This is a genomic window from Serratia sp. A07, from assembly GCF_058725505.1.
On record NZ_JBZXDO010000014.1, the window covers coordinates 16859 to 31022 of the forward strand.

Sequence of the window (14164 nt, forward strand, 5' to 3'; positions counted from 1 at the left end):
GCGCTTCGAGAAAAAGCATAGCCATCCCAAACGAGCAGATCAATACAATTATTTACACTGCAAGAGAAGGTTAGTCGAATAAGTAAGCCGTGAATACGGGACTATTCCAATTTAAATTAGTCTAAAAACAAGAAAAGTAGATCAAAGCCTATTAAAGCAAGAAAAACATAAAAGGATAATTCTCAATAAAATGAAAAAACAAATAAGAAAAATTCAGATCTGACCAGTTGGCGACGACGTGCAACACGCTGAAAAGATTGCTTCCTGCCGCGCCGGATTTACACTGGGCAGCAGGACTCTCACTCTACAGGATGCCCATGCTCGCCACTCACGAATACGCCAACGACCTGATTCTGTTCGCCCTGATTGTCGACTGCGGCTCGTTCAGCAAGGCCGCGGAGAGCGCCGGCATCACCAGCTCGGTGGTCAGTAAACGCATCGGGCGGCTGGAAAAATCGCTGGGTGCCCGGCTGTTGTACCGCACCACCCGCAGCCTGACGCTGACCGAAAGCGGCCAGGCGCTCTACCAGCAGGCCAAAGAGATCGGCGCCAAAGTGCAGGAGGCGCTGTACGCCGTCAGCGAAAAGAGCGAAGAGTTGACCGGCACCATTCGCATGTCGGTGCCGACCATTTCCGGCGAGCTGCTGCTGAGCGAGAGCGTGGCGGAATTTTGCGCTCTGCACCCCAGCCTGAAGGTCGAGATGCGGCTGGAAAACCGCTTTGTCGATCTGGTGGAAGAAGGTATCGATCTGGCGATCCGCACCGGCACCATGCCGGATTCGAGCCTGATTGCCCGGCCGATCTTCGATTCTCGCTGGGTGATCGTCTGCTCGCCGGGGTACCTGGAAAGCCACCCGGAACCGCGCAGCGCCGAAGACCTGCTTGGCCACAACTGCCTGACCTACACCTACCAGGAGAGCGGCACCGCCAACTGGCTGATGAAGCGGCCGGGACGCAACGAAATCTACGAGCTGCAGGTTAACGGCAACCTGTCGGCCAACAATGCGCGAGCGATCCGCAAAGCGGTGATCGGTGGCCACGGCATCGCCATGGTGCCGCGCTGCATGGTGTATGAAGATTTGCAGGACGGCAAGCTGACCGAGATCCTGGCCGGCCACTGCGGCAAAGTATTGGGCATTTACGCCGTCTATCCTTACACCCGCAATCTGCCGTTAAAAACCCGTCTGCTGATCGAACATATCATCGGTTCCTACCAAAATATCAGCCATTATTTTTGAGTTCCCTGCTCTGATTATTTCCCCGCGGCCGCAAAAAGCCGCGGGGATTACCGCATTTTTGGACATAATCTATTGAACATTACCGCTTAATTAATGTGAACCCACGCATTTATCACACAAAATCGCTTCCTATCAAACTGATTTTAAAGCAGTTAATTTAACCCCTTCTGCCGGCCAGTTTCCCACCGCCGCCGCCGTTCGCCGATGTTAAAAAAATACCGCATGGCATCGTCACCAACGTTGTGATTAGAATGAAAATGTTGCGGTAATTAACCTTTCAGCTACATATCTCTGCCCATAAAAATAATAACCCTGAGGATCTTATGCCCCTGCTTTTCAGTATTGCGCCCATCGTCCTGCTGATTTGGATGATGACCAAAAGGAATGGCGTGCCCTCTTACCTCGCCCTGCCGCTGACGGCCGCCGTGGTGTATGCCGTACAGCTCCTGTGGTTCGATGCCTCGCTGCGGCTGCTGCATGCCAATATCATCACCGCGCTGGTGTCGACGCTGACGCCGATCACCATCATCGCCGGCGCCATCCTGCTCAACAAACTGATGCAGATAAGCGGCGCGGAAAACGTGGTGCGGCGCTGGCTGGAAACCATCAGCCCCAATCCCGTGGCCCAGCTGATGATTATCGGCTGGGCCTTCGCCTTTATGATTGAGGGCGCCAGCGGCTTCGGCACCCCGGCCGCCATCGCCGCGCCGATTCTGGTCGGGCTGGGCTTCAACCCGCTGCGCGTCGCCCTGCTGACGCTGGTGATGAACTCGGTGCCGGTCTCCTTCGGCGCCGTGGGCACCCCCACCTGGTTCGGCTTTGCCAACCTCGGTCTGTCGGACGCCAGCCTGCTGGAGATCGGCCGGCAGACCGCGCTGATCCACTTTGTCGCCGGCTTCGTCATTCCTTTGCTGGCGCTGCGCTTTATCGTTTCCTGGCAGGATATCCGCCGCAACCTGCCGTTTATCCTGCTCAGCGTGCTGAGTTGCACCGTGCCCTATCTGCTGCTTGCTCAGGTGAACTATGAATTCCCGGCGCTGGTCGGCGGCGCGATCGGCCTGGCGCTCTCGGTACTGTTGGCGCGCGGCGGCATCGGCCTCACCCGCAGCGACAAATCGCAGAGCGCCGGGCAGGCGGTGCCGTTCTTACAGGTGGTCAAAGCCATGACCCCGACCCTGCTGCTGATTGCTATTCTGATAGTGACACGCGTCCACCAGCTGGGCCTTAAAGCGCTGCTCAACAACACCGCGCTGCTGTGGCAGGAAAACCTCGGCTGGCTCGGGGAACTGCGCATCAGCCGGGCGCTGATCGTCGAACTGCAGCAGGTGCTGGGTACCTCCGCCGCTGCCGGCTACAAAACGCTGTATGTCCCGGCGCTGATCCCGTTCCTGCTGGTGGTGCTGCTGTGTATTCCTCTGTTCCGCCTGAATGGCGACCAGGTGCGGCAAATGTTCAGCGAAACCGGCGGGCGCGTCGCACGGCCCTTTATCGCCCTGTTCGGCGCGCTGGTGATGGTCAACCTGATGATGCAGGGCGGCGACAACGCGCCGGTGATCCTGATCGGCAAAGCGTTGGCGGCGCTGACCGGCGAGAGCTGGCTGCTGTTCTCGTCGTTCCTCGGCGCGCTGGGCTCGTTCTTCTCCGGTTCCAATACCGTCTCGAACCTGACCTTCGGCGGCATTCAGCAGTCGATCGCCCAGAGCAGCGGCCTTGACGTCAATCTGACGCTGGCCTTGCAGTCCGTCGGCGGCGCCATGGGCAACATGGTGTGCCTGAACAACATTATCGCCGTCTGTTCGATCCTCGGGATAGGCAACGCCGAAGGCAAAATCATCAGAAAGACCGTGCTGCCGATGCTGGCGTACGGCGGGATTGCGGCCGGTATGGCAGCGATCCTCACGCTCTGACTGAACACTCGTTATCGCAAGCAAGACAAGAAGGTAAACACTATGATCATCTCCGCGTCAACCGACTACCGGGCCGCCGCCCAGGCCAAACTGCCACCGTTTCTGTTTCACTACATCGACGGCGGGGCCTACGCGGAGCATACGCTGAAGCGCAATACCGCAGATCTGGCCGATATTGCCTTGCGCCAGCGCGTGCTGCGCAATATGTCCGAACTCAGCCTGGAGACCACGCTGTTCGGCGAACAGCTGGCGATGCCGGTGGCGCTGGGGCCGGTGGGGTTGACCGGCATGTACGCCCGCCGCGGCGAAGTGCAGGCCGCGCGGGCCGCGGCTAAAAAAGGCATTCCGTTCACGCTGTCCACCGTGTCGGTCTGCCCGATCGAAGAGGTGGCGCCGGCGATCGATCGGCCGATGTGGTTCCAGCTTTACGTGCTGAAAGATCGCGGCTTTATGCGCAATGCGCTGGAGCGCGCCAAGGCCGCCGGCGTGAAAACGCTGGTGTTTACCGTCGACATGCCGGTGCCGGGCGCCCGTTACCGCGACGCCCACTCAGGGATGAGCGGCCCTAACGCCGCGCTGCGCCGCGTGCTGCAGGCGTTTGCCCATCCGCAGTGGGCCTGGGATGTCGGCCTGCTCGGCAAGCCGCACGATCTGGGCAACGTCTCGGCCTACCGCGGCAAACCCACCAGCCTGGAAGACTACATCGGCTGGCTGGGCGCCAACTTCGATCCGTCGATTTCCTGGAAAGATCTGGAGTGGATCCGCGAATTCTGGGACGGCCCGATGATCATCAAAGGCATTCTGGATCCGGAGGACGCCAAAGACGCGGTGCGCTTCGGCGCCGACGGCATCATCGTCTCCAACCACGGCGGCCGCCAGCTGGACGGCGTGCTGTCGACCGCGCGCGCCATGCCGGCGATCGCCGACGCGGTGAAAGGCGACATCACCCTGTTGGCCGACTCCGGCATCCGCAGCGGTCTGGACGTGGTGCGCATGATCGCCCTGGGGGCCGACAGCGTGCTGCTGGGGCGCGCCTTCGTCTATGCGCTGGCGGCGGCCGGCGAAGCCGGGGTGGCTAACTTGCTGGATCTGATCGACAAGGAAATGCGCGTCGCCATGACGCTCACCGGCGCGAAAACCATCGCGGAGATCAACGCCGGATCGCTGGTCAGAAACGCCTGAATCAAAGCGGCTGCACGCCTTCTGGGTAGGCGTTGTAGCTCATCTTGCTGATGAAGGCCCCGGCCGGTGACACCAACACCCGGCCGGCGGCGTCCAGCCCGAGGAAGGTACCGGTGCAGCGCCCGGAAATAAAGTCGAAGAAGAACACCGAGCACACCGGGATAATCTTTTCCCGGAAGGTGAACAGGAACATCTCGTCCTCAAACTTGTAGTAGGTGGCGTAGTCCATATCGCCGTGGCCGAATTGCTCGCCGCGCAGGTTTTGCCAGGCATAGCGCTCGGTATTGACGTAGAAGTGTTCGTAATAGTGGTTGGGGCTGTAGACATTCAGCGTACGATAGCCGATCAGCTCGCGGGTCAGATGCGGCGCGACGCCACTCGGCGTGACGCCGACAATCCGGCCGACGTGGAAGCTTTGCTTGAGGCGCGAGCCCTTTTCCACCGTCTGTTCCGGCAACAGCGTGCTGCGCACCAGCAGCGCCCGGCCGCTGTCACGATTGAGTACCAGCGTCAGGCACTCGTTGCCCGGCGACTGCAGCGGAATATTGAAGAAATAGCGCGCGGCGGAGGTTTGCACCTCTTCGTAAGCGTCCTCACCGCTCTCCCCTCCCCAGGCCCACAGCACCCGTTGCCGATCGGCACTGAAACGCAGCGTGATTTCCTCGTCGTTGTCAAAGGCGATCTGCAGCGTTTTGCCCCGCCAGTCCTGGGTGCCCGGCAGGCGGTTAGTGTCGATACCGCGCGCGAAATCGTCGTAATTCTTCCAGTTCGGCTCGGCATTTTGATTCAGTACGGATTGTTCTGCTGACATCTTCGCTCTCCTTGATTGAATGGGATGAAAACCGCCTCAAACGTCGGCGACGCTCGCCGGTTTCACCGCTCTGCGGCTCACCACCGCGGGGGCGGTTTCATCGAGAAAACAACTCAGTACGCCGGCGCAAACGGCGCCGGCGGCCGCCAGCCACATCACGCTGACCAGCCCGTAGCGATCGGCGATCAGCCCGGCGATAAACGGCGCCAGACAGCCGCCAATCACCTCGCCAATCCCCATCACCAGCCCCAACGCGGTGGCGATACGGGCCGGCGATACCGTTTCCGACGGGATGGTGGCCATAAACAGCGTGAAGCAGCCAAGGCCGGTATAAGACAGGAACACCAGCACGCCCAGCAGCCACGGGTTATCGACGTAGCTCAGGAACAGCGGGCAGCACACCGCCAGCAGCGAAAAGAAGATCAGCGTCGGCTTGCGGCCGAGGCGATCGGAAATCGCCGGCACCGCCACGCCCCAGAACACCCAGGCGGCGCCGATGGCGCTCATGATGCCGCCCATCGTGCCTTCGCCGAAGCCGCGGTCGGTCACCAAAAAGTTGGGGGTGAAGGTAATGATGATCATGAACCAGGTGACGAACACGCAGGAGATCAGAATGCACAGCGCCACATTCTTGATTTTAAACAGCTCGCCGTAAGCGGCTTTGTTCGCCGCCTTGCCGGCCGCCGGCGCGGCGATAAAGGCGGGATCTTTTTTGCCGTTCACATAGCGATAGATCAGCCACGCCAGAATGATGCCCGGCACGGCGGTCAGGTGAAACGCCATGCTCCAGCCCCATTTCTGCGCCAGATAGATGATCAGCGGCGGCGCGATAATGCCGCCCAGCAGCCCCGGCGCCGCGCCCTGGATCAATCCCATGTTGAAACCGCGGCGCTGCGGCTGCGATTTTTCCACCATCAACGACTGTGCGATCGGCAAAACCGGCCCTTCGGCGATCCCCATCAGCGCCCGGAAGATCAGTAGCATGGCAAACCCGCTGACCAGCCCCGACAGCGCGGAGAACAGTGAAAACACCAGGATCGACAGGATCAACATCGGTTTACGGATATTAAAGCGATCGGCAATCGCCCCCAGCCCCGCGCCGGATAGCGCCCAAGTCAATGCCAGCACCGCCGACAGCGTACCGAGATGCACGTTGCTCAGCTTCAAATCGGCGGCGATCATCGGAAACAGGAAAGAGATAGTCAGGCGATCGACGAACACGCAGCCGAACACGAAGAATAAAATAATCAGCAATCGGTTCTCTTCGCTCAATCGCGAGCGCTGCCCTGGCGAGTTATTCATAGCGTCATTGGTCCATAAGTTAACTTATGAATGGCGAGCGGCCATGGCATAAGTCGATTAAGCGCGCAGCCAAGAGAAGCATTGGCCATCGGTCACGATAACAACTCATTAACATATTAACGATATAAACTTATCTCAAGTAACGGGCATGTCAAACGGCCGTTGAAAACGACGACCGGGTGGCAAATCAGGTATTTTTCACAGAGCGCGAATGACATGAAAATAAATCAACATTATGTTTTTACTGATTTAAATAAAATTACCCGGCACTTTTTACTTTTATTGAAAAAGCCAAAATGCCGTGATTTATAAACAGGTTAATAAATAAAACTTAACCTTCCCTTATAAATTGACGCTATTTCCCTTTTCATCGGTCGTATTGCCCCACCCGCTTTATTATTTGAATCCGTTTGCTTTATCGCGGTTATGGCGCGAACGATTAACTCCATTGTGTTAATCAATAATCACGTTATGACATTATCAATGCTGAATAATAATAAAAGCGTAGGCCGTGACAGGAATCACAAACAGAACGCCCTTTAACGCCCTGTGAGCGGGTTATTACCGGCGCGGCTAGCTTATGCCAACTCGATCCAACCCCGGATGGAAAAACGGCGGCATGATAAGCGGCAGGTACCCAGCAAGGAGATGAACATGACGACAGCACTGAAAAAAGCCGGTTTCTGGCGCAAAACCGCCGACTCTTCATCGCTGCGTGAGCCACGCGTGCTGATTCGGGTCTACGTTGGCGAAGGCGAAATCGATCGCACCATCGCGTTTTACGAGCAGCTGCACGGCGTAACGGCGGACATGCGCTTCGATTTTCCCGAGCATCGGCTGGTATTGGCGGCGGTGGGGCCGTTTCTGATCCTGGAGGGGGCGGAAGAGCAATTGCGCCCTTTCCGCAGCACCGTCGGCACGCTGCTGGTCGATGACATTTATCCCTACCACCAGCGGCTGCTGGCCGCCGGAGCAGAGATTTTCTTCGGCCCGGTGGAGGTACCCACCGGCGCCTGTTTCAATGCGCGCCTGCCGGACGGCACGACTGTCGAGTACGTGCATCACCGGCCGCGTGCAGACGAATAAACCGCCTCAGGGCAGCACCGGCTTCATGGCGTAACGACACAGATCCTTGCGCAGGCTGACCATGTACAGCACGATCACCGCCGAGAACGGCAGGCCGCACAGCACCACCGCCGTCTGCATCGCGCTGAAACTGCCGGCATACAGCAGGCCGGCGCATACCAGCGTAGTCACCGCCGCCCAGAATACCCGCAACCAGGCCGGCGCGTCATCATGGGCGGAACCGCCCTGGCAGGAGAGGTTCGCTATCATCAGCGTGCCGGAATCGACCGGCGTCAGGAACAGCACGAAGCTTATCACCACCACAAAGCCGGCGGTCAGCTGGGTATAGGGCAAGTATTCGAACAGCTTGAACACCGCCATCGGCGGATCGCTTTGCGCCACCTGCCCCAGGATCGCCTGTCCGCCTTCCAGCACCAGGCTGATGGCGGTATTGCCGAAGATGGACAGCCACGCCAGCGTGAAGCCCAGCGGGATCAGCAGCACGCCGAAAATCAGTTCGCGAATGGTGCGTCCTTTGGAAATGCGCGCGATGAACAGCCCGACGAACGGCGCCCACGCCACCCACCAGGCCCAGTAGAACAGCGTCCAGGCGCCCTGCCACTGGCGCGCCTTGCCGTACAGATACATATCGAAGCTGCGGCTGACCAGCGAGGTCAGATAATCGCCGAGGTTCTGCAACATGCCGTTCAGCAGATTCAGCGTCGGCCCGGCCAGAAACACGAACAGCAGCAGCAGGCACAGGAAGCCGACGTTGATGTTCGACAACATGGCGATGCCCTTCTCGACGCCGGTGACCGCCGCCAGCGTGGCCACCACCATCATCACCACGATCAGGGCCAGCAGCACGCCGGTGCTTTGCGGAATATCGAACAGATAAAACAGTCCAGAGTTCACCAGCAGCGCGCCGATCCCCAGGTTGGTTACCATCGAGATCACCGTCACCAGAATGCCGAAACTGTCCACCAGATGGCCGACGCCGCCGTGGGTGCGCTCGCCGAAGATCGGGTATAACGCAGAGCGCAGCGCCAGCGGCAGGCCGCGGCAATAGGCGAAATAGGCCAGCGCGGTGGCGATCAGAGCATACAGCGCCCAGCCGTGCAGCCCCCAGTGCAAAAAGGTCAGCGCCATCGCCTGTCGCGCCGCCTGCACGGTACCGCCGCTGCCTTCCGGTGGCGACAGGAAATGATCCAGCGGTTCATAAGCGCCGTAGTACACCAGCGCAATGCCGATGCCCGACGAGAACAGCATCGCCACCCACGAGGGATAGCTGAACTGCGGCGGCTCGTCATCCTGGCTGAGGCGAATATGGCCGAAGCGCGACAGCGCCAGCCAGAAGACGAATGCCATACAGGCGACCATCAACAGCATGTAGTACCAACCGAACACGTCGGCGACCCAGCTTTGCGCGGCGTTCAGCCACAGTTTGCTGGCGGCGGGAAACAGCACGACCAGCGATCCCAGCAGCAGGATCACCGCCGCCGAGCCGAAAAATACCGGAGCATTCAATCTGACAGGTTCTTCGTCAAGCGATGGAGGAGTTTTTGTTGTCATTGGCAGGCTTCCATGGTGCGAAAGACAGACGATTTCAATGCAACCTTCAGTTAACATTTTATCGTCATTTATTTGACATTTTTGCAGCATATAGAGTATTGATTGACCGTTCAATCAATCAAATCCAAAGTGTGATTGGCCTATCAGTTGGGGAAAATATGTACCGCAGAGATATTCCGGAGCAGCGTAAGGAGCAGCTGATTAACGCCGCCTTCGAGACCATTAACGTCGTTGGGCTGGCCGGCGTCACCCTGTCTCAGGTGGCGAAAGAAGCCGGGCTGTCGACCGGCATCGTCAGCCACTATTTTGGCGATAAAGAGGGGTTGCTGAGCGCCACCATGCGCAAAATCCTGCGCGATCTGCGCGACGCAGTGGCCGAATGCCGCGCGCAGGCGGCGAGCGACAGCCAGTCACAGCTGTTCGCCATTATCCAGGGCAACTTCCATCCCAGCCAAACCAACGCCGTGTCCATGCGCGCCTGGCTCGACTTCTGGGCCGCCAGCATGCACCAGCCGGTGCTGCGCCGCCTGCAGCGCGCCAACGATCGGCGACTCTATTCCAACATTTGCTGCCAGTTCCGCCGCGAGCTGCCGCTGCGGCAGGCGCGTGATGCCGCGCGCGGGCTGGCGGCAATGATCGATGGGCTCTGGCTGCGCGGCAGCCTGGCCGGCAACGAGACAGACCTGAAGCAGGACTGCCGCATCGCCTGCGACTACGTGGCACAGCGGCTCAATGCCGCGCAGCCGCTGGGGTGAACGCCCTCGTCAGCGCGATTCCTGCTCTTCGCTGTACTGGGTTTGCCACATCGCGGCGTAGCGGCCGTTCGCGGCCAGCAGCGCCTCGTGCCCCCCGCGCTCGACGATCGCCCCCGCTTCCAGCACGATGATCTCATCGGCGTCCACCACGGTGGAGAGCCGGTGGGCGATCACCAGCGTGGTGTGGTTGCGGCTCACCTCGCGCAGGTGCCCCTGGATTTCGCGTTCGGTCTGGGTATCCAGCGCGCTGGTCGCCTCGTCGAACACCAGGATGGCCGGATTTTTCAGAATGGTGCGCGCGATCGCCACCCGCTGCTTTTCACCGCCCGACAGCTTCAGCCCGCGCTCACCCACCCGGGTGTCGTAACCGTCGGGCAGACCGACGATAAAATCATGGATATGCGCCAACCGCGCCGCCCGCTCGATTTCTTCATCGCTGGAGCCGGTTTTGCCGTAGCCGATGTTGTAGCGCAGCGTATCGTTGAACAGCACCGTATCCTGCGGCACGATGCCGATCGCCTGCCGCAGGCTGGCCTGGGTCAGCTGGCGAATGTCCTGGCCGTCGAGGGTAATGGCGCCGCTCTGCACGTCGTAGAAGCGAAACAGCAGGCGCGACAGCGTGGACTTGCCCGCGCCGGAGGCGCCGACCACCGCCACCGTGTGGCCCGCCGGAATGGTAAAACTCACCTGCTTGAGGATCGGCCGGCGCGTGTCGTAACCGAAGCTGACCGCATCGAACCGCACTTCGCCGCGATCGAGGCGCAGCGGCTGCGCATCCGGGCTATCGACGATTTCACGCTTTTCCTGCAGCAGATCGAACATGTTCTCCATGTCGATCAGCGCCTGGCGCACCTCGGAATAAATAAAGCCGAAGAAGTTCAGCGGCTGATACAGCTGCAGCAGGTAGGCGTTGACCAGCACGAAGTCGCCGACCGTCATCGTCCCCTGCGTAATGCCCTGCGCCGCCATGGCCATCATCACGATCAGTCCGATCGAAATAATGGCGGTTTGCCCCAGGTTGATCGCCGTAAAACTGAATTGGTTCTTGATGGCCGCGTATTCGTACAGCCGGCGCGACAGGTCGAAACGCTCGGCCTCGAACTCTTCATTGCCGAAGTACTTTACGGTCTCATAGTTCAGCAGGCTGTCGATGGATTTGCTGTTGGCGTCGGCGTTGGCCTTGTTGAGCTCGCGGCGAAAGCGGGTGCGCCAGCTGACCGCCAGCACGGTAAACAGGATGTAGCAGCCGACCGTCGTCAGGATAGCCAGCGCGAACCAGCCGTTCAGCATATGCCACATGATCGCCGTGACCAGCGAGAGCTCGAACAGGATCGGCACGATGGAGAACAGCAGCCGCGACAGCACCGTGGACACCGCCTGGGTGCCGCGCTCGATGGACAACGACAGCCCGCCGGTCTGGCGCTCCAGATGGAAGCGCAGACTCAGCGCATGCAGCTGGCGAAACACCCGCACGCCCAGCAGGCGCGTGGCGTTCTGGCTGACGTGTATGAACATCACGTTGCGCAGTTCCTCAAACAGCGCGCCGCCCACCCGCGCCACGCCGTAGGCGACGATCAGCCCCAGCGGCACCGCCAGCATTTTCGCCGTCTCGCCGCTCAGCGCATCGACCATCGCTTTGTAGGCCAGCGGCACCAGCGTGGTGCTGACCTTGGCCGCCACCATGAACACGAAGGCCACCACCAGATACCCCCGCAGGCGCGGGTTGTCTTTCGGCCACAGGTAGGGCAGCAGGAATTTCAGCAAACGGGAACGATCCATCATGTAATATTCATCTTCTCGGTCGGGATCGCGGCACACGGCCGCACGGGGGTTATGAGTTTGGCCTGGCCGGCGGCAAACGCCGCAGCCATCCCGTTGTCCTGCGGCGGCAACTCAGCATCATCCGTCAGGATAAGCGGCGGCGGCTCGGGCAAAGTTCAGGCATGGAGGAGACAATCACATGACCCAGACGTATGCAAAGCGCTTTGCGCAGGTCTTTGACTATATCGATCGCCACCTGGACGAGGCGCTCACCGTCGAAAAACTGAGCGAAGTGGCCCACTTTTCGCGCTTTCACTTTCAACGCCAGTTTAGCGCGTATTGCGGCATCTCGGTGTGGCGTTATATCCAGTGGATGAGGCTCAAACGCGCCTCGTACCGCCTGGCGTATAACCCGCTGGAGCCGGTGATTGACATCGCGCTGGACGCCGGTTTTCAAAACCCGGAGTCCTTCAGCCGCGCCTTCAAACAGGCGTTCAGCCAAACGCCAAGCCAGTTTCGCAAACGGCCGGCCTGGATCGATTGGCAGCAGCGCTTTCCCGAGCCGAAACACAAAAGGAAACAACCCATGAAGGTAGACATTGTCGACTTCCCGGCCACGCCGGTGGCGATGATCGAACATCGCGGCCCGTCCGCGCTGGTCAACGAAACCGCCGCGCGCTTTATCGAGTGGCGCAAAACCAGCGGCCTGTCGCCGGTCAGAAGCAGCCGTACTTTCGGCATCGCACCGCACGATCCGGCCACCACCGAAGCGCAGGACTTCCGCTTCTTCATTTGCGGCGAGGTTACTGCGCCGATCCCCGAGGACAACGCCTTCGGCGTGGTGAACAGCACGCTGCCGGCCGGGCGCTGCGCGCTGCTGCGCCATCACGGCTCGCTGGATGGGCTCTCGGAAAGTGCCCATTATCTGTACCGCGAGTGGTTGCCGGCCAGCGGCGAGGAGCTGCGCGATTTTCCGCTCTATTTCCACTACCACAACTTCGTGCACGAAGTGGCGGAATATGAACTGGTGACCGATCTTTACCTGCCGCTGAAGTAACTGACATCTGGCTCCGCAAGGAGCCAGATTGACGTTAACAGGACGGCGACGAACCTTGCGGCGGCAGATAGCGCTGCGGATCGAGCGCGGTCGCGCGGTAGCGGATCTGGAAGTGCAGGAACACCGAATCGGTGCCGGTGCTGCCCATGGTGCCGATCTTCTGCCCCGCCTTCACATCCTGGCCGTTGCGCACCAGCGTGGTGTCGTTGTGCGCATAGGCGGTAATAAAGTCTTCGCCGTGCTTAATCATGATCAGGTTGCCGTAGCCGCGCAGCTGGTTGCCGACGTACACCACTTTGCCCTTGGCGGAAGCGTAGATCGGCTGGCCGCGTTTGCCGGCGATGTCGATGCCCTTGTTGCCGCCATCTGAATTGGAGTAGGCCTGCACGATCCGGCCGCTGGTCGGCCAACGCCAACAGCGGGCAGCGCCCGGCGGCGGCGTTTGCTTGGCGATCGCGGCGGAAGAAGAAGAGGTTTTACGGCGCGTGGCGGCGGTTTTGGTCGGTGCGCTGCCGCTCAGCCGCAGTTTCTGCCCCACTTCCAGGCTATAGGGCGGGCGTATCTTGTTGATTCTGGCGAGATCGCTGACTTCGCTGTCGGTGATCCAGGCAATGTAGTACAGCGTATCGCCCCGTTTGACGGTGTAGGACTTGCCGGTGTAGCTGCCCTTCGGCAGTTTGTCGTAATCGCGGTTGTAGGTGTTTTTACCCGAACACCCGGCCAACAACAGCCCCAATGTCAGACACACCGCGATGCGGCGCCACCCAGCCCATTTGCTTCCTGTGCTCAAATCCAGTCCTCAGTCGTCGTTTCGGTTCTGATACGCGTCAGCCGCACAGTGTAACATTTGCGCCGGGTCAGTCAAAAACCCCCAGACGGTCTATGCTAAACAGGTAAGGATGACTGATTAATTACCCAACGACGAAATGGAGTACTGTCATGTTGAACCTCGACCGCAATAATCTGCCCCTCCTGAGCGAAGAACTGCTCAAAAAGCAACGCACCACCCTGCTAATCATCGCCTTCCTGCTGCTGGCGGGCGGGATACTGTGCCTGGTCAATCCTTTCGCCTCCGGCGCAGCGCTGAGCATCGTGGTTGGCATCCTGCTGCTGTTGAGCGGCGCCGGGCTGATTATCGCCATGATCGCTAACCGGGCGCAGAATACCTGGCCGATGATCGGCGGCATTTTGCTGGGCGTAGCCTACCTGATTATCGGCTATGTGTTCATCACCAGCCCGCTGGCGGGCATTCTGGCGCTGGCGGTGTACCTCGCCGTGCTGTTCGCGCTCGGCGGCATCGCGCGCCTGGCGGCGGGCTACATGCGCCGCGGGCTGCCGGGCAACTGGCTGCAGTTCGTTATCGGCGTGCTCGATTTGATCATCGCCTGGATGCTGATCGGCTCAGGCCCGGCGGCATCGGTCACGCTGGTGACGGCCATCGTCGGCATCGAGATGCTGGTCAGCTCCTTTGCGCTGTTCCAGGCGGCGAATCTGTTTAAACGCGCCTGACGCTA

General features: G+C 60.0%; 12 protein-coding genes. 7 read left to right on the forward strand and 5 right to left on the reverse strand.

The genetic code is table 11. The annotated features are described in order from the left end of the window. Window positions 1–317: 317 nt before the first annotated feature. The 3 genes from AC4PR2_RS15195 to lldD all read left to right on the forward strand — a co-directional run bounded on the left by AC4PR2_RS15195 (window position 318) and on the right by lldD (window position 4327). Complete coding sequence (locus AC4PR2_RS15195; RefSeq protein ID WP_060443595.1) at window positions 318–1238, forward strand: LysR family transcriptional regulator; 921 nt, start codon at window positions 318–320, stop codon at window positions 1236–1238. A 323-nt stretch (window positions 1239–1561) separates the two neighbouring features. After that, window positions 1562–3145 (forward strand): L-lactate permease, encoded by a 1584-nt coding sequence (locus tag AC4PR2_RS15200; protein WP_197803863.1) that lies wholly within the window; start codon window positions 1562–1564, stop codon window positions 3143–3145. Between the two features lie 42 nt (window positions 3146–3187). After that, window positions 3188–4327: an FMN-dependent L-lactate dehydrogenase LldD gene (gene lldD, locus AC4PR2_RS15205; RefSeq protein ID WP_047570674.1), complete on the forward strand. Its 1140-nt coding sequence runs from the start codon at window positions 3188–3190 to the stop codon at window positions 4325–4327. A gap of 1 nt (window position 4328) precedes the next feature. Here the strand turns inward: lldD and AC4PR2_RS15210 are convergent, their stop codons facing one another. Together AC4PR2_RS15210 and AC4PR2_RS15215 are read right to left on the reverse strand one after the other, a co-directional pair. After that, window positions 4329–5138 carry a MoaF C-terminal domain-containing protein gene (locus AC4PR2_RS15210; protein ID WP_330113040.1) on the reverse strand — a complete coding sequence of 270 codons (810 nt, stop codon included), beginning with the start codon at window positions 5136–5138 and terminating at the stop codon, window positions 4329–4331. A gap of 36 nt (window positions 5139–5174) precedes the next feature. Continuing rightward, window positions 5175–6440, reverse strand: a complete 1266-nt coding sequence (locus tag AC4PR2_RS15215) for an MFS transporter (protein WP_236553274.1) — start codon at window positions 6438–6440, stop codon at window positions 5175–5177. 654 nt (window positions 6441–7094) lie between these two features. Here AC4PR2_RS15215 and AC4PR2_RS15220 point away from each other — a divergent pair. Then, window positions 7095–7526, forward strand: a complete 432-nt coding sequence (locus AC4PR2_RS15220; protein ID WP_084827904.1) for a VOC family protein — start codon at window positions 7095–7097, stop codon at window positions 7524–7526. A 6-nt stretch (window positions 7527–7532) separates the two neighbouring features. Here the strand turns inward: AC4PR2_RS15220 and AC4PR2_RS15225 are convergent, their stop codons facing one another. Continuing rightward, window positions 7533–9077 carry a BCCT family transporter gene (locus AC4PR2_RS15225; protein WP_087763655.1) on the reverse strand — a complete coding sequence of 515 codons (1545 nt, stop codon included), beginning with the start codon at window positions 9075–9077 and terminating at the stop codon, window positions 7533–7535. Between the two features lie 158 nt (window positions 9078–9235). Here AC4PR2_RS15225 and betI point away from each other — a divergent pair, with 158 nt between their 5' ends. Beyond that, complete coding sequence (betI, locus tag AC4PR2_RS15230) at window positions 9236–9832, forward strand: transcriptional regulator BetI (RefSeq protein WP_330113041.1); 597 nt, start codon at window positions 9236–9238, stop codon at window positions 9830–9832. Between the two features lie 9 nt (window positions 9833–9841). Here betI and AC4PR2_RS15235 read toward each other — a convergent pair whose 3' ends face one another. Next, the gene (locus AC4PR2_RS15235) at window positions 9842–11611 is read right to left on the reverse strand and encodes an ABCB family ABC transporter ATP-binding protein/permease (protein ID WP_060441369.1); all 1770 of its coding nucleotides are present in this window, start codon (window positions 11609–11611) and stop codon (window positions 9842–9844) included. Window positions 11612–11792: 181 nt separating this feature from the next. Here AC4PR2_RS15235 and AC4PR2_RS15240 point away from each other — a divergent pair, with 181 nt between their 5' ends. After that, window positions 11793–12650: an AraC family transcriptional regulator gene (locus tag AC4PR2_RS15240; RefSeq protein ID WP_047729951.1), complete on the forward strand. Its 858-nt coding sequence runs from the start codon at window positions 11793–11795 to the stop codon at window positions 12648–12650. A 34-nt stretch (window positions 12651–12684) separates the two neighbouring features. On the opposite strand, the gene actS is transcribed toward AC4PR2_RS15240, so the two are convergent. Beyond that, window positions 12685–13440, reverse strand: coding sequence for an amidase activator ActS (actS, locus tag AC4PR2_RS15245; protein WP_048234629.1), 756 nt, complete (start codon window positions 13438–13440; stop codon window positions 12685–12687). Between the two features lie 149 nt (window positions 13441–13589). Between actS and AC4PR2_RS15250 the strand changes: the two genes are divergently transcribed. Further along, window positions 13590–14159: an HdeD family acid-resistance protein gene (locus tag AC4PR2_RS15250; protein ID WP_033644791.1), complete on the forward strand. Its 570-nt coding sequence runs from the start codon at window positions 13590–13592 to the stop codon at window positions 14157–14159. Window positions 14160–14164: the final 5 nt, after the last annotated feature.